Raw genomic sequence first — 18,927 nt, forward strand, 5'->3', positions numbered from 1 at the left:
TGCTGCGATGAAGATTTTGGCGGCGATGAGTGGCGGGGTGGACTCCGCGGTTGCTGCCGCGCGCGCGGTCGACGCGGGTCATGAGGTCGTCGGCGTGCACCTCGCGCTGAGCCGCATGCCGGGCACACTGCGTACGGGCAGCCGTGGATGCTGCACGATCGAGGACTCGATGGACGCGCAGCGCGCCGCCAACATCATGGGCATCCCGTACTACGTGTGGGATTTCTCGGAGCGCTTCAAAGAAGACGTCGTCGATGATTTCATCGCCGAGTATGAGGCGGGTCGCACACCTAACCCCTGCATGCGCTGCAACGAGAAGATCAAGTTCGCGGCGCTCCTCGAGAAGGCAATCGACCTCGGCTTCGACGCTGTCGTCACCGGCCACTACGCCGCGATCCGTGAGGACGAGCACGGCAATCGTGAACTCCACCGCGCGGCCGACTGGGCCAAGGACCAGTCCTATGTGCTGGGCGTGCTCACGGCCGAGCAGCTGAAGCACTGCATGTTCCCGCTGGCGGACACGCCCTCCAAGGCGGAAGTGCGGGCTGAAGCGGCCGAGCGCGGCTTCAGCGTCGCGAGCAAGCCCGACAGCCACGACATCTGCTTCATTCCCGACGGCGACACTCGCGGCTGGCTCGCCGAGCGGCTGGGCGCCGAGCCCGGCATCATCCTCGATCGCGAGGGCAACAAAGTCGGCAAGCACGAGGGCGCCGCCGCGTTCACGATCGGCCAGCGCAAGGGACTCAATCTCGGCATCCCCAGCGTGGACGGCCGCCCCCGCTACGTGCTCGACATCCAGCCCAAGCAGAACACGGTCGTCGTCGGTCCGCGCGAGGCGCTCGACCTCGCCGAGATCGCGGGGAGCCGATTCAGCTGGGCGGGCCTTCCTCCCGCCGACGCCGCAACGCCCTTCGCCTGCCACGTGCAGGTGCGGGCACACTCAGACCCCGTTTCGGCACTGGCCCATGTCGAGACGGGCGAGCTGATCATCCGTCCCGACGTGCCCCTCAATGGTGTCTCGACGGGTCAGACCGCCGTTGTCTACGTCGGCACGCGCGTGCTCGGCCAGTGCACGATCGACCGCACCGTGAGTGCGGCGCCGCTCGCCGCGCACTGAACGCCCCCGAACTGGGGTGCCCTGCGGCACAATGGGGGAATGACGGATGCCCCACAGCACGCCCCACTCCTCAGCGTTCGCGACCTCGCGATTAGTTTCTCGACCGAGTCAGGCCCCGTCGAGGCGGTCACGGACTTCTCCCTCGAGATCGCTCAGGGCGAGACGGTCGCCATCGTGGGGGAGTCAGGCTCCGGCAAGTCGACGAGCGCCATGGCGATCATCGGCCTCCTGCCGGGGAATGCTCGCGTCGGCGCCGGCAGCAGTATCCTCTTCGACGGTGCCGAACTAGTGGGGGCCAAGGAGTCGCAGCTTCGTAGCATCCGGGGCGCCTCGATCGGGCTCGTGCCGCAAGACCCCATGTCGAACCTCAACCCCGTCTCCAAGATCGGCACGCAGGTGGCCGAGACGCTCCTCGCGCATGAAATGGCGACGCGACGGGACGTCGACCGCAAGGTGATCGAGGTGCTGGCGTCGGCGGGCATCCCCGACCCTGCCCAGCGCGCCAAGCAGTACCCCCACGAACTCTCGGGCGGCCTTCGCCAGCGCGCGCTCATCGCGATCGGGCTTGCCTGCCGTCCGCGCCTGCTGATCGCGGACGAGCCGACCAGCGCGCTCGACGTGACAGTGCAGCGCACGATTCTCGACCAGATCGAGCGGATGACCGACGAGATCGGTACAAGCGTGCTCCTCATCACGCACGACCTCGGCCTCGCGGCCGAGCGCGCCTCCCGCGTCGTCGTCATGAGCCGGGGGCGCACTGTCGAGACGGGGCCGGCCCAGCAGATCCTCACGGCACCCGAACATGAGTACACGCGCCGGCTCGTCGCGGCAGCGCCGAGCATCGCCGCCATTCGCGAGCAGCCGCAGCGGCACGCGGCCTCCGACGCGCAACACGAGAACATCATGGAGGTGCGGGGGCTCACGAAGGTGTTCCGCCGGCGCGGCAAGGCGGGCGACTTCGTCGCCGCCGACGACGTGACGATCGACGTGCCGCGCGGCACGACGGTCGCGATCGTGGGGGAGTCGGGTTCGGGCAAGACCACGACGGCACGGATGCTGCTGCGCGTCGTCGAGCCCACCAGCGGCTCCATCCTCTTCGACGGCAATGACGTTGCGAGTCTCTCGAAGGCGCAACTCCGCGACTTCCGCCAGCGGGTGCAGCCGATCTTCCAGGACCCGTATTCCTCGCTCAACCCCTCGTTCACGGTCGAGCGGATCATCGAGGAACCGCTCAAGGTCTACCGCCGCGGTACCCCCACCGAGCGCCGGGCCAAGGTTCGCGAACTGCTGGAACAGGTCGCCCTGCCGAGCGACACGGCAAAGCGATACCCCTCCGAGTTGAGCGGCGGCCAGCGACAGCGCGTCGCAATCGCACGAGCGCTCGCACTCGACCCCGATCTCATCGTGTGCGACGAACCGGTCTCGGCCCTCGACGTGCTCGTGCAGTCGCAGGTGCTCACGCTGCTCGACGACCTGCAGGTGAAGCTCGGGCTCAGTTACGTCTTCATCAGCCATGACCTCGCGGTCGTGCGGCTCATCAGCGACTACGTCTGTGTCATGAAGGACGGTCGTATCGTCGAGGCGGCGCCGAGCGAGGAACTGTTCCAGAACCCGCAGCACGAGTACACGAAGGCGCTGCTGGCGGCCATCCCGGGCAACGAGCGCGCCTCAGCCTGAGCCCTCGGCCCTGGCACCGCTGACGCGTCAGCGGCGGCGTGCTCCCGAGCGCGGGTCGAGCGCTTCGCGCATGGACTCTCCCAGCAGCGTGAAGCCGAGCGCCGTGATGGCAATGCAGAGACCCGGGAGGAAGGCCAGCTGCGGCGCGATCGCGAGTTCGTTCTGCGCGTAGGTGAGCATCCGCCCCCACTCGGCGGTCTCCGGGCGCCCTCCGCCGAGGCCCAGGAACGAGAGGGCGGCGGCCTCGATGACGGCCGTGGCGAGCGAGAGCGTACCCTGCACGATGACGGGGCCGAGGCTGTTGGGCAGCACATGCGTGAAGGAGATTGCGGGCTTGCCGAGCCCGAGTGACTTCGCCGCGAGCACATACTCGGAACTCTGCTGGGCGATCATCGACGAGCGCAGGAGACGGGCGAAGATCGGCACCTGGCTCACGGCGATCGCGATCATGACGGCATAGGGAGTCTGACCCAGCACCGCGGCGATGCTCACGGCGAGCAGGAGGTTCGGAACCGAGAGGAGCACGTCGACGACGCGCATGACGACGTTGTCGACCCAGCCGCCGAAGGTCGCGGCGACGAGGCCGAGCAGGAGTCCGCCGAGCAAGCCGAGGGCGGTCGAGATGAGGCCGATGAGCAGCGATGCCTGCGCGCCCCAGATGAGCTTGCTCAGCACATCCCCGCCGAAGCGGTCGAGGCCGAGCGCAAAGCCCTCCACCTCGCCGATGCCCGGGATGACGGTGGGGCGGATGAATCGTGCACCGGGCAGCTCCTGGCCGCCGTAGGGCGCGAGCAGGGGCGCGAGGATCGCGACGAGCACGAACACGGCCACGATCGAGGCGCCCACGATCGCCTGCGGGTTGCGCCGGAGCCGGCGCCACGCATCGCCCCAGAGGCTCGAACCGCGGGTCGTGCGCGCCGAGTCGGCGCCGCCCGAGGGGGCGGTGGCGCCCGTGCCGGATTCGGGGGCGGGGGGAAGGTAGGAGCTCACTGCACACGCACCCTCGGGTCGATGATGCTGTAACTCACGTCAACGATCAGGTTGATGAGGGCGTACAGCACCGCGATGAACAGGATGAATCCCTGGAGGACGGGATAGTCGCGCCGGAAGATCGCGGTCGCGAGGAACTGGCCGATGCCCGAGAAGGCGAAGACCGTCTCGGTGAGCACGGCTCCCGAGATGAGGAGGCCGAGTTGGAGGCCGATCGTCGTGACGACGGGGAGCATGGCGTTGCGCAGCACGAAGCGGTCGCGGATCGAGGAAGCGTGAAGTCCCTTCGCCCGCGCCGTGCGAACGAAGTCGGCACCCTGCGTCTCGAGCACGGAGGCCCGCGTGATGCGCGCGATGATCGCGAGCGGGATCGTGCCGAGGGCGATGCCGGGAAGGACGAGGTGCATGAAGGCATCCCACGCGGCGTCCCATTCGGCCGTGAGGATGCCGTCGAGCACGTAGAAGCCCGTCACGTGGGTCGCGTCCATCCGGGCATCCATGCGACCGTCGGGCGGGAACCAGCCGAGCTCCACAGCGAAGAAGTACTTGAGGATGAAGGCGAGGAAGAAGACGGGCACCGTGATGCCGACGAGGCTCACGACGACCGCGACGTGGTCAGGAAGCCTGCCGTAGCGCTTTGCGGAGATGTAGCCGAGGGGGACACCGATGCCGACCGCGAAGATGAGGGCGACGATGCTGAGTTCCATGGTCGCGGGGAAGCGGTTGGCGAACTCCTCCAGCACGGGCCGGCCGGTCTGGATCGAGACGCCGAAGTCCCCACTCAGCAAGCGGCCCATGTAGGTGAGGTACTGCTCGTGGATCGGCTTGTTGAAGCCGTAGAGCTCGTTGATCTGTTCGACGCGCTCCGGCGTGGCGCGCTCACCGAGGAGCGCACTCGCGGGCCCGCCGGGGAGCGCCCGCACCCAGAGGAAGAGCAGCAGCGAGAGGCCGAAGAGGGTGGGCACGACGAGCGCTAGGCGCTTCGCGATCACTTGGAGCACAGGCATCCTCAGGGTTGGCCAGCCGGGGCTGGTCGCGGTGATGGGGGCACCCCGCGGGGTGCCCCCATCATGGCGGACTAGTCGTTCAGCTCGACCAGGTTGTAGACCTCGTCATTGACGGGGCTCACGGGGTAGCTGGCGACTCGCTCGCTGAACGCGAGCGAAGGCGCCGGGTGGGCGAGGGGCACGGCCGGGATGTACTCGGCGATCATCTGGTTGATGTCCTCGTACAGCGGCAGCTGGTCCTCGATCGTCGCGGTGCCTCGCGCCTCCGTCAGGGCGTTGAAGAGTTCCGGGTTGTCGAAACCGAACTCCATCGAGGGCTGGCCGAAGAAGACGCCGACGAAGTTGTCGGTGTCGTTGTAGTCACCCGTCCAGCCGAGCAGGTGGATGCCGTGGTCGGCGCTGCCCTGCATGATGTCGAGGTACTCACCCCACTCATTCGCCTGGGGCACGACCGTGATGCCGATGGCGGAGAGCTGGGTGCTGACGACCGTGAAGATCTCCTCCGGGTTCGGCATGTAGGGGCGCGACACGTTGGTCGGGTAGTTGAAGGTCAGCTCCCAACCCTCGGGGATGCCCGCCTCAGCGAGCAGCGCCTTGGCCGCGTCGACGTCGTAGTCGTAGGTCGTGACGTCCTCGTTGTAGCCCGAGACGACCGGCGGGATGAACTGCGTTGCCAGTTCGGTGCCCTCGGGCAGCGTCTGGTTGACGAGCTGCTCCTTGTCGATCGCCATGCTGATCGCCTGGCGCACGCGCACGTCCTGCAGCTCCGGCACCGCCTGGTTGATGCCGAGGTAGAGGATCGTGAAGGGGTCGCGAGGCATGATCTGGAAGCCGTCCTCCTCGAGGGCGACGGTGTCAGAAGGTGACACGAGGTCGTAGCCGTCGATCGTGCCGGCCTCGAGCGCCTGGCGACGCGCGTTCGGGTCGTCGATGACGCGGAAGATGACATCCGTGACATCGCCCTGCTCGCCCCAGTAGTCCTCATAGGCGGTGAGCTCGACCTGCGAGCCGGCGTCCCACGACGAGAAGGTGAAGGGACCCGTGCCGGTCGGGTGCTCGGAACCATACGTGGAGATGCTCGGGGCCTCCTCCGTGCCGCCGATGTCGTCGGCGCCGTACTCCTGGAGGGCGGTTGGGCTCTGCATCGAGAACGACGGGAGCGACAGGGCGGCGATGAAGCCCGCCCACGGCTGCGTCAGGTGCACGATGGCCTCGTTGTCGCTCGGTGCCTCGCAGCTCTCATAGACCGCGCCTTCGTCACCGGCGAAACCCTTGAAGAGGTTGTTGTAGTAGTACGAGGCGCTCGGGCTCTGCGCGATGCCCTCGAAGTTGTGCCAGCGGTCGAAGTTGTAGCACACGGCCTCGGCATTGAACTCGGTGCCGTCGTGGAAGGTCACGCCCTCCTTGAGTTCGAAGGTATAGCTCAGGCCGTCGTCGCTGCCCTCCCAAGACTCCGCGAGCAGGGGAGCGGGGTCAGCGCTGCCCTGTTCGACACCGACGAGGCCCTCGAAGATCTGCCGGGCGACGCGGAAGGTCTCGCCGTCGTTGGCGAAAGCCGGATCGAGCGTGACGGGCTCCGCGGATGCGGCGAACACGAAGGTGCCCGCTGCGTCCCCCGAGTCTTCGCCCCGCTCGCTCGCGACGCAACCCGTCACGAGCATTGCGCCGAGCGCGGTGCCGGCAACAGCGCCGAGGCGGCGCTGTCTGCGAGTTCTTGTGTGCATGGACATCCTCCGTTGGTAGGGGCATGGTGCAGATTTCGATGACTTTACCCCCCAAGTGGGTTACGGCATTGTTTCGATCGCTGTGTCGGCGGTCATACATACACTTGACCTCGTGGCAGAGTCCGTGACCCCTCCAGAGCTCGAGTCGGCGAAGGCCGAGGCAGATCAGCTCACGACCCGCATCCTCGAACTGCGCGAGGCCTACTACGAGCGGGACGAGGTGCTCGCCTCCGATGAGGAGTACGACGCCATGATGCGTCGTCTCGAGGAGCTTGAGCGCCTCTTCCCTGAGCTCCAGGGGCAGGACAGCCCGACGCAGACGGTGGGGGGTCGCGCGCAGACGCTCTTCGACCCCGTGGAGCATGCGGAACGCATGCTGAGCCTCGACAACGTCTTCTCGCTCGAGGAGTTCGGCGCGTGGGCCGCGAAGGTCGAGCGCGACGCGCACCGCCACATTGACTACCTGTGCGAGCTCAAGATCGACGGCCTGGCCATCAACCTGCGCTACGAGAACGGCGTGCTCACGACTGCCGCGACGCGCGGTGACGGGCGCACCGGGGAAGACGTCACCGAGAACATCCGTCTCGTCGAATCGATCCCGCAGCGGCTTGCCGGCACGGGGCATCCGCCCCTCGTCGAGGTGCGCGGTGAGGTGTTCATCCCGGTCGAGGCCTTCCGCGAACTGAATGCGGAGCAGGCCGAAGCGGGCGAACGGGTGTTTGCCAACCCCCGCAACGCCGCCTCGGGCTCGCTGCGCCAGAAGGCCGAGGGCAAGTCGGCCGAGAAGCTCGCCCAGATGCACCGCCGTCTGTCGACGCTCCGGATGCTCGTGCACGGCATCGGTGCCTGGCCGAACCCGCCCGTCGCCGCGCAGTCGCAGGTCTACGAACTCCTCGCGCAGTGGGGTCTGCCCACGAGCTCCCACTACCGCGTCGTCGGCACGGCGAACGAGGTGGAGGCCTTCATTGAGCACTATGGCGAGCACCGGGCCTCGGTGGAACACGAGATCGACGGCATCGTCATCAAGGTCGATGAGCTCGCGCTGCACGATGAGCTTGGGGCGACGAGCCGAGCGCCGCGGTGGGCGATCGCCTACAAATATCCGCCGGAGCAGGTCAACACGAAGCTGCTCGACATCGTCGTGAGCGTCGGACGCACGGGTCGCGCAACACCGTTCGCCGTCATGGAGAAGGTGCGCGTCGCCGGCAGCGAGGTGCGCCAGGCGACGCTCCACAATCAAGACGTCGTCAAGGCGAAGGGCGTGCTCATCGGCGACACGGTCGTGCTCCGCAAGGCGGGCGATGTCATCCCCGAGGTGCTCGGCCCCGTCGTCGAGTTGCGCGACGGCTCCGAACGCGAATTCGTCATGCCGAGCGACTGCCCCGAGTGCGGCACGCCCCTGCGACCGGCAAAGGAGGGCGATATCGACCTCCGGTGCCCCAACGCGCGCGCCTGCCCAGCGCAGGTGCGCGGTCGTGTCGAGCACGTCGGCAGCCGCGGCGCGCTCGACATCGAGGGCCTGGGCGAGGTCAGCGCCGCGGCCCTCACTCAGCCGCTCTTTCCCGCCGAGCCACCGCTCGAGACGGAGGCGGGCCTCTTCGAGCTCACGGTGCGCGATCTCTTTCCCATCAGGGTGCAGGTGCGCGACAGCGAGACCGGGATGGTCAAGCTCGGCGACGATGGTGAACCCAAGGTTGTCACGCCGTTTCAGCGCCAGCGCAAGAAGGGCGACCCGCCATACGACCCCGAGTCCGGCGAGTTCTTTGGGGACGAGCACGCAGTTCCGGCCAAGGGCGCGATCGAACTCATCGAGAACCTCGAATCGGCGAAGACGAAGCCCCTCTGGCGCATCTTGGTGAGCCTCAACATCCGTCACGTCGGGCCCGTGGCCGCGAGAGCCCTCGCCGACTACTTCGGCTCGCTCGACGCGATTCGCACCGCGACGCGCGAGGAGCTCGCGGCGGTCGACGGCGTGGGTGGCATCATCGCGGACGCGCTCATCGACTGGTTCGAGGTCGACTGGCACCGCGAGATCGTGGACCGCTGGGCTGCCGCCGGCGTACAGTTCTCGACGCCGGGGCATCCCGGGCCCGGGGCCGCGGCAGCTGCGGGCGGTCCGCTTGCTGGCCTGACGGTCGTGGCCACCGGTTCGCTCGAGGGCTTCACCCGCGAGGGTGCACAGGAGGCGATCATCGCGGCCGGGGGCAAGGCGGCGTCGAGCGTGTCGAAGAAGACCGACTTCGTCGCGGCGGGGCCGGGCGCTGGTTCGAAGCTCGCAAAGGCCGAGGAGCTCGGCCTTCGCATCATCGACGCGGCCCAGTTCGCGATCCTCGTGCGCGAGGGGCCTGCCGGGCTCGAGAACAACCTCTGACGGCTGGCCGCTCGCGCGAGCGCAGTAGCCCATTCGCGGCAGACCCGAAGTAGACTCAACACGGAACTGTCCGATCGCTCGGCAGAAGGGCTACCCGTGCTGCCTCGTCTTGTGGCGCTGATCGCGGCATCGACCATCCTCCTCGGACTCGCGTCGACTCTCGTCGCCACCTTCGACGAGCCCACGAAAGGCCCGCAAGCACCGGCCACAAGGGCACAGGCCGTCGCCTACAACGCGACCGTCAGCGGACTTCCCACCCTCTCCGACGAGTCGGCGGTGACGCCGGATGAGCTTGCCGGGCTCATGGGTGCCGAACTCCTCCACGCGCTTGCGCTGAGCGACATCGTGAGCCTCGAACGTTTCGCGCGCGGCCACCCCGAGGCGGTGGCTGCCCTACTCAGCGAGCCGCCGCCCGCATCCGTCGTGGCCGGCTGGTGGTCGAGCGTGCCCGCCGGACAGCGGCACAGCCTGCTGCGCACGCTTCCTCGCCTCCTCGGCAACCTCGAGGGCATGCCCTACGCCGTCCGCGACACGGCGAACCGTGCCTTCCTCCAGAGCTCGCTGCGGCAACTCGAAGTTGACGTCGCCTCGACCACGGGGCGTTCGGCGCGGCACGAGGCGGAGTCCCGCCTGTCGATGCTCCGCGAGATCGAAAAGGCGCTCGGCCCGGGGCAGGCGGCGCCCATGCGTTCCCTTATCGCGGTCGATGACACGTGGCCGGGCCGCGCCGTCGTGGCGCTCGGTGATCTCGATGTCGCCGACTACGTCAGCTACCTCGTGCCCGGGATGTTCTTCACGGTCGAGGGCCAGATCGTGGACTGGACGGAGATCGCCCTCGATATCCACCGCGACAAGGCGGGCCTCGTGCGAGGCGTGTCGGAGGAAGCATCCGTTGCCAGCGCCAGCTTCGCGACCGTGGCGTGGATGGGCTACGAGACCCCCGACATCTTCACGGTCGGCACCCTCGACAAGGCCCGGGAGGGCGCGGAGCAGCTGGATGCCACGGTCGCGGGCCTTCGCGAGGCGAGAGGCGCCGACCAACCGCACGTCTCCCTCATCGCCCATTCCTACGGTTCGACCGCGGCGTCGCTCTCCCTCGCCCGGGGGACGCTCGACATCGATGCGATCGCGATCGCGGGTTCGCCGGGAGTCGGCGTCGAGCGCGCGGCCGACTTCGGGCTCGCGGAGGGAACGGTCTTCGTCGCGGAGGCGAACTGGGACCCGATCGTCGACACCGCAATCCACGGTGCGGACCCGGGCGCCCCTGATTTCGGTGCCATCGTCATGGGTGTCGCGGGCGGAATCGATGACGCAACGGGCGAGACCCTCGCGGCGGTCACGGGGCACCTCGGGTATTTCGCGAAACACTCCGAATCGATGCGCAACTTCGCGCTCATCGGGCTCGGTCTCGGGGAGCGTGTGACAGGCACCTCGGGCCAGCAGCTCCTGGCCGCCGGATAGAATTGGCCGATTGGCCCTGACTGGGGCCCGAACCCCCGCACATCCACTTGGAGCCGCATGTCCCAGAACTCGACAGGGCGCCCCGCGCCGCACGAGCAGATCACGCCGGAACAGGTTGCGCACCTCGCCAACCTTGCGCGAATCGCCCTCACTCCCGAGGAGATCGACAAGTTGACCGGTGAACTCGGTGCCATCGTCGATTCGATCGCGAAGGTCTCCGAGATCGCGACGCCCGACGTCCCGGCGACCTCGCACCCGATCCCGCTGTCGAACGTCTTCCGCGACGATGTCGTGGGGGAGACGCTGACGACTGAGCAGGCGCTTGCGGGCGCGCCCGAGCACGACGGCACGCGCTTTGCCGTCTCCGCGATCCTGGGAGAAGAACAGTGACCGACCTGACCACCCTCACCGCGGCCGCGCTCGCGGAGAAGCTCTCGAGTGGCGAGGTGTCGAGCGTCGAGGCGACGCAGGCCCACCTCGACCGCATCGCCGCGGTGGACGGCGACGTGCACGCGTTCCTCCACGTGTCGGATGCCGCGATCGAGACCGCCGCAGCGGTCGACGCCCGACGCGCGGCGGGCGAGACGCTGTCGCCGCTTGCGGGAGTGCCCGTCGCGATCAAGGACGTGCTGTGCACGATCGACATGCCATCGACCGCCGGGTCGAAGATCCTCGAGGGCTGGGTGCCGCCGTATGACGCGACGGTCGTGCGTCGGCTGCGCGACGCCGACCTGATTCCCCTCGGCAAGACCAACATGGACGAGTTCGCGATGGGCTCGTCGACCGAGCATTCGGCATACGGCCCCACGCGCAATCCTTGGGACCTCGAGCGAATCCCCGGCGGCTCGGGTGGCGGTTCAGCTGCGGCCGTCGCGGCCTTCGAGGCGCCCCTCGCCCTCGGATCCGACACGGGCGGCTCGATCCGCCAGCCCGGCGCCGTGACCGGCACTGTGGGCGTCAAGCCGACCTACGGCGGCGTCTCGCGCTACGGTGCGATCGCGCTTGCCTCGTCGCTCGACCAGATCGGTCCCGTCACGCGCACGGTGCTCGACGCGGCCCTGCTGCACGACGTCATCGGAGGGCACGACCCGCGCGACTCGACGTCGCTGCGCGATGCGTGGCCGAGTTTCGCCGAGGCGGCTCGCGCCGGCGCCAAGTCGCGTTCGCTCGCCGGCGTGCGGGTCGGCGTCGTCAAGGAGCTCGACCGGGAGGGATTCCAGCCCGGCGTCCACTCGCTGTTCCTCAAGGCGCTCGACACGATGGCCGCGGCCGGTGCCGAGATCGTCGAGGTCTCGACTCCCAGCTTCGACTACGCGATCGCGGCCTATTACCTGATCCTCCCTGCGGAGGCCTCGAGCAACCTTGCCAAGTTCGACTCCGTGCGTTTCGGCATGCGCGCGAAGCTGCCGAACGGCGGGACGGTCGAGGAGGTCATGGCGGCGACGCGCGAGCAGGGCTTCGGCGATGAGGTCAAGCGCCGCATCATCCTGGGCACCTATGCGCTCAGCGCGGGCTACTACGACGCCTACTACGGCAGCGCGCAGAAGGTGCGCACGCTCATCCAGCGCGACTTCGACGCTGCCTTCACGCAGGCCGACGTGCTCGTCTCGCCGGCGGCGCCCACGACGGCGTTCAAGCTCGGTGAGAAGCTCGACGACCCGCTCGCGATGTACCTCAACGACGTCACGACGATTCCTGCGAACCTCGCTGGCGTGCCCGGCATGAGCCTGCCGATGGGCCTCGCCGAGGAAGATGGGCTCCCCACGGGCCTGCAGATCATGGCTCCTGTGCGCGAGGATGCCCGCCTGTACACGGTCGGCGCGGCGCTCGAGTCGCTCTTCGAGGAGCAGTGGGGACATCCGCTGCTCAGCAAGGCACCAAACCTCGCCTTTGGTGAGGACTTCGCGGCTCAGGAGGGAGCGGTCTGATGGCCAAGGCAGAACTGATGGACTTCGACAAGGCCCTCGAGCTCTTCGAGCCCGTACTGGGTTTCGAGGTGCACGTCGAACTCAACACCAAGACGAAGATGTTCTCGGATGCCCCCAACCCGGCAGCCGCGGACGGCGGCACGGGCGAGCCCAACACCATGATCACGCCCGTCGACCTCGGACTGCCCGGTTCGCTGCCCGTGGTCAACGAGCAGGCCGTCAAGTACTCGATCAGCCTGGGCCTCGCGCTCGGCTGCGAGATCGCGCCGTCATCGCGTTTCGCCCGCAAGAACTACTTCTACCCGGACCTCGCGAAGAACTACCAGATCAGCCAGTACGACGAGCCCATCGCATTCGAGGGTGCCGTCGAGGTGGAACTCGCCGACGGTACGCGTTTCGAGGTGCCGATCGAGCGCGCCCACATGGAGGAGGACGCCGGCAAGCTGACGCACGTCGGTGGCGCGACCGGTCGCATCCAGGGCGCTGAGTACTCGCTCGTCGACTACAACCGTGCGGGTGTGCCGCTCGTGGAAATCGTCACCAAGACGATCTTCGGCGCTGAGCACCGTGCCCCCGAGCTCGCGAAGGCCTATGTCGCGACCATCCGCGACATCGTCATCGGCCTCGGCATCTCTGAGGCGCGCATGGAGCGCGGCAACCTCCGCTGCGATGCCAACGTCTCACTGCGCCCGCGCACGGCACCCGGCGAGGATCCGGCTCCGCTTGGCACGCGCACCGAGACGAAGAACGTCAACAGCCTGCGCAGTGTCGAGCGGGCGATCCGCTACGAGATCCAGCGGCAGGCGGCCATCCTTGCGAAGGGCGGCACCATCATCCAGGAGACGCGCCACTGGCACGAGGACACGGGCGTGACCTCTGCAGGTCGCCCAAAGAGCGACGCCGACGACTATCGCTACTTCCCCGAGCCCGACCTCGTGCCCGTCGAGCCGTCGCGCGAGCTGATCGAGGAACTGCGAGCAGCCCTTCCCGAGCCGCCCGCCGTGCGTCGCCGTCGCCTCAAGGAGGCTTGGGGCTTCACCGACCTCGAGTTCCAGGATGTCGTCAACTCGGGCCTGCTCAACGAGGTCGAGGCCACGACGGCGGCCGGGGCATCCGCTCACGCCGCCCGCAAGTGGTGGACGGGCGAGATCGCCCGCATCGCGAACGAGCGTGGCGTCGACGCGGCAACGCTTGTCTCGCCCATGCAGGTCTCCGAGCTCGTCGCGATGGTCGAGGACGGCGCACTGACCGACCGCCTCGCGCGCCAGGTGCTCGAAGGCGTCATTGCGGGGGAGGGATCGCCGCAGGATGTCGTGAAGGCGCGCGGTCTCGCCGTCGTCTCTGATGACGGCGCGCTCGTCGCCGCGATCGATGAGGCACTCGCCTCGCAGCCCGACGTGCTCGAGAAGATCCGCGACGGCAAGGTGCAGGCCGCCGGTGCGATCATCGGTGCCGTCATGAAGGCAATGAAGGGCCAGGCGGATGCCGCGCGCGTGCGTGAGCTCGTGTTGGAGCGCGCTGCCCAGTAGTAGTTACCCGCTCGCATGACGCCGTCGCCCGTTCATGGGCGGCGGCGTCACTGCATCGGCCCGACGTCCTGACGGTTCGGGGACAAGAACTCGATGGCCGCGTGACGGAAGTCGCGGGAGGTGGGCGCGTTGAAGTGGTGGCGGCCGGGAAGCTCGAGGAATGAGGCATCCGGCGCCGCCTCGCTGAGCGAGCGGGACTGCTCGAGGAGGGGATCCTCCGTGCCGGTCGCGAGCAGGAGTGCTTGGCGTGGAGCCTGCGCGATGTTGACCTGGGGGCCGCTGCGAAGGCCCTCCACGACGGCGACAAGAGCCTCGAGGTCATTGTCCGGAAGGGTCGATGCCATGCGCATGAAGGTTGCCGTGAGCGCGTCGTCGATTGGCCGTCCCAGGCGGACGAGATCCCGCGCTGCCGCCAGATCGAAGCGCTCCAGCGGGTCGCCCGAGGGCAGTCCTCCCAGCACGGCACGCCGCACGAGATGGGGGAACTTGGATGCTGTGAGCCAGCTCACGCGCGCACCGAGCGAATACCCGAGCAGCGCGACGTCAGACAAGCCGTAGTCCTCGACGACTGTCGACACATCGCGGGCGAATCGATCCATCGAGTAGTACGCGGGATCGTGCGGGGCGTCGCTCTCGCCGTGTCCGCGCTGGTCGAGGGCAAGGATGCGGTGTCCGGCCCGGCTCAAATCGCGGACCCACCCAGTGCTTCGCCAGTTGGCGATCGCGCTCGATGCGAAGCCGTGCAGCGCGAGCACCGCGGGAGCGTCGGGCTCCCCGAACTCGTGCACCGTGAGCCGCAGTCCGTCGTGCGAGGCGACAGAGCGACGAGCGTGTTCGGTCACGAAGCTGCCACGTCAGCGTCGCTCGTGTCCGCTGCCTCCGCCTCATCCGAGGGCTCAGAAGCCTGATCGTGGGTGCGGGCGAGTTCGCCGACCACAATGGTGCGGAGACCCAGCACCACATCGCTGAGTGCGGGCCGATCCTCTGGCTTGCGTGCTGTCATGGCGGCCAGCAGTGTGCGCCACTCCTCAGGCAGGTCTTTCGGCACGTCGGGATCCCGCATGAGTCGTGCAACCGCGGAGGGGATTGAGTCTCCGGGGAAGGCACGAACGCCCGTGAGGCATTCCAGCAGAACAAGTCCGAGCGAGTACACGTCGCTGGGCGGCCCGAGTTCGTCACCACTCGCCTGCTCGGGGCTCAGGTAGGGTGCGGTGCCCGTTGCGGTCCCGGGAGTCGCGATCTCGGGGCGGCCGTCGCTCTTTGCGATCCCGAAGTCGATGAGCTTGGCGTAGGTGCGCGTGTCGGTGCTGGCGTAGGTCACGAGCAGGATGTTGGCCGGCTTGATGTCGCGATGCACGACGTTGCGCTCGGCAAGGTAGTTCAGGGCGCTGGCGATGTCGTAGCCGATGAGCGCGGCCTCGAGGGAGTCGAGCTTGCCGCGTCGCAAGCGCTCATGGAGGTTGCCACCCCGGAGGAGTTCCATCACAAGGAAGATCGTGGGCGTGTCAGGGTGCGGCAGGTAGACGCCGGCGTCGAGCACGGTCACAAGACCGGGGTGGTTGAGTCCTGCGATCGTGCGGATCTCGGCTTCTTGTCGATCGATCTCGGCCTGGTCGAGTGCGGCCGATCGATAGACCTTGATGGCAACCTCACGGCCGAGCAGCATGTCTCGCGAGCGATGCACCGAGGCCATCCCTCCGACGCCGAGCGCCGGACCCAGGCGATAGCGACCGCCCAGCAGTACGGCGCTGTCGTGTGCAGCGTCGTGACTCATGGACGCAGGCTAACCCCGCGCCTCACGCTCCTGCATCGGCCGATATCGTTTCGTGATAATTGCGGAGCCGCGGCTCAGTTGCGGCGTGCCCTGCGCTCGATCTCCACCGTCGTGATGGCCCCGACTGCGGCAATGCCGAAGCACGCGAGTCCGACCCAGGCCGAGACGAGGCCAGGGTCACGGAGAAGCAGACCAGCGAAGAGCATGGCGAGCACGATTGAAACGGATGCGACGGCCCACGCAGCGAGGGTGCGGAAGTTGGAGCGGCGGTCTGGTGATGTGCTCATGAATCCATTGTCGTCGGAGCTGAAAGGGAATACGCCGGGTGGTGTGCGAGTTCAGTGTATATGTCAACGTATGAAACTCGATGAAAAAGATTGCAGGGTCTCGTGAGCGCGCAGATTGAACTAGGACTCGACACCTTCGGAGATGTCATGGCTGATGCAGACGGTGGAGCGCTGTCGCATGCCGAAAGCATTCGCAATATCGTCGAGCAGGCAGTGCTGGCAGACGAGCTCGGTGTCGACTTCATCGGCATCGGCGAGCACCACCGCAGCGACTTTGCCGTGTCTGCTCCCGAAGTCGTGCTCGCGGGCATCGCGACGCGCACCTCACGCATCAAGCTCGGCTCCGCCGTGACGGTGCTCAGTTCAGACGATCCCGTTCGCGTGTTCGAACGCTTCAGCACGGTCGACGCACTGTCGAATGGGCGCGCCGAAGTCATCATCGGTCGGGGATCCTTCACAGAGTCGTTCCCGCTCTTTGGGTTTGACATGGGGGACTACCAGCAGCTCTTCGAGGAGAAGATCGAACTCTTCAGCGAGCTCATCAAGAACGACGCGGTGACCTGGTCGGGCACCATGCGTTCGCCGCTTGCCGAGCAACACGTCTATCCGAAGCTCGAGAGTGGCACGCTCAAGACCTGGGTCGGCGTCGGCGGCAGCCCCGAGTCGGTCGTGCGCGCCGCCCACTATGGCCTGCCGCTCATGCTCGCAATCATCGGCGGCGATCCCCTCCGCTTCGCCCCATACGCCGATCTCTACAAGCGCGCGCTCGCCCAGTTCGAACGGGAAGAGTTGCCGATCGGCGCTCACTCGCCCGGGCATGTCGCCGCGAGCGACGAGCAGGCCGCCGAGGAGCTGTTCCCGCACTTCAAGGCGAATCGCGACAACATCGGCCGGGAGCGCGGGTGGCCGCCCATGACGCGCGCGGAGTACGAGCAAGAGATCGCCCAGGGCGCTCTCTTCGTCGGCTCTCCAGAGACCGTCGCGCACAAGATCGTGCGGACGGTGCGTGGGCTCGGCCTCTCCCGTTTCGATCTGAAGTACGCCAATGGCACGATGCCCCACGCGCAGTTGATGTCGTCAATCGGGCTCTACGGTCGCGAGGTCGTGCCCCGCGTGCGGGAGCTGCTCGCGGCAGAAGCGTGAGTTAGCCCTTGTCCACGACGCAGAAGCGGTTGCCGTCTGGGTCCTCGAGCACGACGTAGTCCGCGTCATCCTCGTACTCCCAGTCGTGCACCTCGTGCGCGCCCAGGGCGAGGAGCCGCGCGACCTCTGCCTGCTGGTCGGCCGCGTAGAGGTCGAGGTGGTGCCGACGGTGCGTCCGGGCATCCGATGTCACCTGCATGAGCGAGATGGGCACGCCGACGCCATTGCGGGGGATGAGTGTGGCCCAGTCCACCTCGGGCTGCTCGCGCGTCTGATAGTCGAGCGCGGTGCACCAGAACTCGACGGCAGTGGGGATGTCGCGGACTCCCAACACGACGGACCCGATCGTCAGCATGCCGCCAGTATGCGCTGCGGCTGCTTCGCATTCAAGGGATTAGCCCAGCGCTGATAACTCGGAGATAGAAGCTCTGCGGTGATGTTGTAGGCGACCTCACGTGAGTTGCAGCAGTACCGCGACGGCGAGCACAACGCCCCAGCTGGCGAAACTTCCGACGAGGAAATACTCGGCCTTTGCACCGTGAGCGGTGTCTTTCGAGATCTCCGGGAATCGGATGATGCCCTTTGCCGCAACGAGCGCTGCGAGCGCCGTGAACTGGCCAGCCAGGATGAGGGCGAAGAGAAACACCCGCTCGAAGGGGCCGAGGATGCGCCCGCCCTTGAGTGGGAGTTCGGCCGTCGGGGCAGGGCTCACGGCGGGCTGCGACCGGGAGAACCAGGAGCGGCGAGTTGGTGGGGCCGGAAGCGGCGAGGTGGACGTTGCGCGAGGCACCGCTGCCAGGATGAGCCGCACGATGATGTTCGATGTCTCGAGCAACAGCAGCACGCTGGCGGCCGCGAGAACGAAGGTCTCGAAGCCGATCTCTCCAGCGACCTCGTAGGGGAGGTTCCGGTACCAGGCCGCGATCGCCCCCTTGTGATCCGCTTGCACGACGGGAAAGGCCCACGCCGCGACTGTCGCGGCGCCAAGTATCGCGAGCTTGAGGTAGCTGCTCTGGCCGCTCGATGGCAGCGCGGTGGAGGCGACCCAGGCCAGCATGACGCCGATGACTGCGAGGCTCCATGCAAGTGGGATGCCGAGGCCCAGGGCCACGAGCACGGCGGCGATTGCGCCCGCGGCAGCGCCCACGAGCGGCCCGGCCGGCTTACGGAAGCGCTCGCGCGCGATGTCGGCCACGCCGACAGAGACGAACAGCAGGGCAATGAGCATCACGGACGACCTCCTGCGACAAGCGTCTCACCGGCGAGCACTGCAGCCGCGCCACTGCGGCGGAGATTCTGCGATACGGCCGACTGGGTGATGCCCTCGTCGTCGGCGAGTTGCGTCTGGGTCCGGCCCAAAAGCTGCCCCAGCAGCAGGCGGCGTTCCCTCGCAGACATCGACGTGACGAGGTGGTCCCGGGTCACGAGGTAGGCGTTGACGATGGCATCTGACGCCGGCGCGGTCGCATCGAGCGGGGCATCCGTCGCGCTTCGATACCAGGTGCGCAGGAAGGGCTGTCGAGAGTACTCGCGTTCGCGGGCCTCGGAGACGGCCTCGCGCGCTGACCACCACGCGGAGCCGTCCTGAAGCCTGCCGACGGCACCCTTGCCGATCGAGCGGAGCTCGCCATGGCCGAGCCCGAAGCGGCAGTCGACTCCCTCCGGGAGTGCGAGGCGAGCAAGGAGCGTGAGCCGTACGGCACCAGCGAGGTCGCGGTGGATCGCCTGGAACTCGTCGCCGACGGTCGCATGGAGGGGCTCGATGTGTTCCAATTCCGCGGACGCGCGGGCGAAGGCGGTCTCGACAGCGTCTTGCAGCGCCCGTCGGTCGGGGTGGCTGCGCGACCGCGAGACGTCAGCGATGATCGCTATGGCTCGTTCCGGAAGCTCCATGGCATAAGCATAGAGCTAATTCTCGG

At 67.6% G+C, this 18,927-nt stretch carries 17 protein-coding genes; 8 read left to right on the forward strand and 9 right to left on the reverse strand.

The window, feature by feature from the left end:
• Positions 1 to 7: 7 nt before the first annotated feature.
• Entirely contained in the window at positions 8 to 1,117 is a 1,110-nt protein-coding gene (mnmA, locus tag ACIQK7_RS10005) for a tRNA 2-thiouridine(34) synthase MnmA (protein WP_403024200.1), read from the forward strand.
• A 39-nt stretch (positions 1,118 to 1,156) separates the two neighbouring features.
• A complete protein-coding gene (locus ACIQK7_RS10010) occupies positions 1,157 to 2,794 on the forward strand; it encodes an ABC transporter ATP-binding protein (protein ID WP_403024203.1) in 1,638 nt (545 codons plus the stop codon).
• A 27-nt stretch (positions 2,795 to 2,821) separates the two neighbouring features.
• On the opposite strand, the gene ACIQK7_RS10015 is transcribed toward ACIQK7_RS10010, so the two are convergent.
• From ACIQK7_RS10015 to ACIQK7_RS10025, 3 genes are all read right to left on the reverse strand, one after another.
• Complete coding sequence (locus ACIQK7_RS10015; RefSeq protein ID WP_403024206.1) at positions 2,822 to 3,784, reverse strand: ABC transporter permease; 963 nt, start codon at positions 3,782 to 3,784, stop codon at positions 2,822 to 2,824.
• A complete protein-coding gene (locus tag ACIQK7_RS10020; protein WP_403024209.1) occupies positions 3,781 to 4,785 on the reverse strand; it encodes an ABC transporter permease in 1,005 nt (334 codons plus the stop codon). Before ACIQK7_RS10020 ends, ACIQK7_RS10015 begins: the two co-directional genes overlap by 4 nt.
• A 77-nt stretch (positions 4,786 to 4,862) precedes the next feature.
• Positions 4,863 to 6,515: an ABC transporter substrate-binding protein gene (locus ACIQK7_RS10025; RefSeq protein ID WP_403024212.1), complete on the reverse strand. Its 1,653-nt coding sequence runs from the start codon at positions 6,513 to 6,515 to the stop codon at positions 4,863 to 4,865.
• 112 nt (positions 6,516 to 6,627) lie between these two features.
• On the opposite strand from ACIQK7_RS10025, the gene ligA reads away from it, so the two are divergent.
• The 5 genes from ligA (at position 6,628) to gatB (ending at position 13,804) form a co-directional block, all read left to right on the forward strand.
• Positions 6,628 to 8,886, forward strand: coding sequence for an NAD-dependent DNA ligase LigA (ligA, locus tag ACIQK7_RS10030; protein WP_403024214.1), 2,259 nt, complete (start codon positions 6,628 to 6,630; stop codon positions 8,884 to 8,886).
• A gap of 96 nt (positions 8,887 to 8,982) precedes the next feature.
• Positions 8,983 to 10,347, forward strand: a complete 1,365-nt coding sequence (locus tag ACIQK7_RS10035; RefSeq protein WP_403024217.1) for an alpha/beta hydrolase — start codon at positions 8,983 to 8,985, stop codon at positions 10,345 to 10,347.
• Positions 10,348 to 10,404: 57 nt separating this feature from the next.
• Entirely contained in the window at positions 10,405 to 10,737 is a 333-nt protein-coding gene (gatC, locus tag ACIQK7_RS10040) for an Asp-tRNA(Asn)/Glu-tRNA(Gln) amidotransferase subunit GatC (RefSeq protein WP_147721556.1), read from the forward strand.
• Positions 10,734 to 12,275: an Asp-tRNA(Asn)/Glu-tRNA(Gln) amidotransferase subunit GatA gene (gene gatA, locus ACIQK7_RS10045; protein WP_403024221.1), complete on the forward strand. Its 1,542-nt coding sequence runs from the start codon at positions 10,734 to 10,736 to the stop codon at positions 12,273 to 12,275. Before gatC ends, gatA begins: the two co-directional genes overlap by 4 nt.
• Positions 12,275 to 13,804 carry an Asp-tRNA(Asn)/Glu-tRNA(Gln) amidotransferase subunit GatB gene (gene gatB / locus ACIQK7_RS10050; RefSeq protein ID WP_403024224.1) on the forward strand — a complete coding sequence of 510 codons (1,530 nt, stop codon included), beginning with the start codon at positions 12,275 to 12,277 and terminating at the stop codon, positions 13,802 to 13,804. The genes gatA and gatB overlap by 1 nt, the downstream gene beginning before the upstream one ends.
• A gap of 47 nt (positions 13,805 to 13,851) precedes the next feature.
• On the opposite strand, the gene ACIQK7_RS10055 is transcribed toward gatB, so the two are convergent.
• From ACIQK7_RS10055 to ACIQK7_RS10065, 3 genes are all read right to left on the reverse strand, one after another.
• Positions 13,852 to 14,646 (reverse strand): alpha/beta fold hydrolase, encoded by a 795-nt coding sequence (locus tag ACIQK7_RS10055; RefSeq protein ID WP_403024227.1) that lies wholly within the window; start codon positions 14,644 to 14,646, stop codon positions 13,852 to 13,854.
• A complete protein-coding gene (locus ACIQK7_RS10060; RefSeq protein WP_403024230.1) occupies positions 14,643 to 15,578 on the reverse strand; it encodes a serine/threonine-protein kinase in 936 nt (311 codons plus the stop codon). Before ACIQK7_RS10060 ends, ACIQK7_RS10055 begins: the two co-directional genes overlap by 4 nt.
• Before the next feature lie 74 nt (positions 15,579 to 15,652).
• Complete coding sequence (locus tag ACIQK7_RS10065) at positions 15,653 to 15,865, reverse strand: hypothetical protein (RefSeq protein WP_325210491.1); 213 nt, start codon at positions 15,863 to 15,865, stop codon at positions 15,653 to 15,655.
• Positions 15,866 to 15,967: 102 nt separating this feature from the next.
• Between ACIQK7_RS10065 and ACIQK7_RS10070 the strand changes: the two genes are divergently transcribed.
• Positions 15,968 to 17,008 (forward strand): LLM class flavin-dependent oxidoreductase, encoded by a 1,041-nt coding sequence (locus ACIQK7_RS10070; RefSeq protein ID WP_403024234.1) that lies wholly within the window; start codon positions 15,968 to 15,970, stop codon positions 17,006 to 17,008.
• Position 17,009: 1 nt separating this feature from the next.
• Here the strand turns inward: ACIQK7_RS10070 and ACIQK7_RS10075 are convergent, their stop codons facing one another.
• The 3 genes from ACIQK7_RS10075 to ACIQK7_RS10085 form a co-directional block, all read right to left on the reverse strand.
• Complete coding sequence (locus tag ACIQK7_RS10075) at positions 17,010 to 17,363, reverse strand: VOC family protein (protein ID WP_325210489.1); 354 nt, start codon at positions 17,361 to 17,363, stop codon at positions 17,010 to 17,012.
• A gap of 96 nt (positions 17,364 to 17,459) precedes the next feature.
• Complete coding sequence (locus ACIQK7_RS10080) at positions 17,460 to 18,239, reverse strand: hypothetical protein (RefSeq protein WP_403024237.1); 780 nt, start codon at positions 18,237 to 18,239, stop codon at positions 17,460 to 17,462.
• Positions 18,236 to 18,901, reverse strand: a complete 666-nt coding sequence (locus tag ACIQK7_RS10085) for a SatD family protein (protein ID WP_403024240.1) — start codon at positions 18,899 to 18,901, stop codon at positions 18,236 to 18,238. The genes ACIQK7_RS10080 and ACIQK7_RS10085 overlap by 4 nt, the downstream gene beginning before the upstream one ends.
• Between the last annotated feature and the right edge of the window lie 26 nt (positions 18,902 to 18,927).

Origin of the sequence: Salinibacterium sp. GXW1014 (assembly GCF_044769865.1) — a bacterium.
Lineage (GTDB): Bacteria > Actinomycetota > Actinomycetes > Actinomycetales > Microbacteriaceae > Homoserinimonas.

What these genes read in the sequence shown, in the direction of transcription:
- mnmA (WP_403024200.1), top strand. Translation starts at nt 8, where the DNA reads ATGAAGATTTTGGCGGCGATGAGTGGCGGGGTGGACTCCGCGGTTGCT.
- ACIQK7_RS10010 (WP_403024203.1), top strand. Translation starts at nt 1,157, where the DNA reads ATGACGGATGCCCCACAGCACGCCCCACTCCTCAGCGTTCGCGACCTC.
- ACIQK7_RS10025 (WP_403024212.1), bottom strand. Translation starts at nt 6,515, where the DNA reads ATGCACACAAGAACTCGCAGACAGCGCCGCCTCGGCGCTGTTGCCGGC.
- gatC (WP_147721556.1), top strand. Translation starts at nt 10,405, where the DNA reads ATGTCCCAGAACTCGACAGGGCGCCCCGCGCCGCACGAGCAGATCACG.
- gatB (WP_403024224.1), top strand. Translation starts at nt 12,275, where the DNA reads ATGGCCAAGGCAGAACTGATGGACTTCGACAAGGCCCTCGAGCTCTTC.
- ACIQK7_RS10060 (WP_403024230.1), bottom strand. Translation starts at nt 15,578, where the DNA reads ATGAGTCACGACGCTGCACACGACAGCGCCGTACTGCTGGGCGGTCGC.
- ACIQK7_RS10065 (WP_325210491.1), bottom strand. Translation starts at nt 15,865, where the DNA reads ATGAGCACATCACCAGACCGCCGCTCCAACTTCCGCACCCTCGCTGCG.
- ACIQK7_RS10075 (WP_325210489.1), bottom strand. Translation starts at nt 17,363, where the DNA reads ATGCTGACGATCGGGTCCGTCGTGTTGGGAGTCCGCGACATCCCCACT.
- ACIQK7_RS10085 (WP_403024240.1), bottom strand. Translation starts at nt 18,901, where the DNA reads ATGGAGCTTCCGGAACGAGCCATAGCGATCATCGCTGACGTCTCGCGG.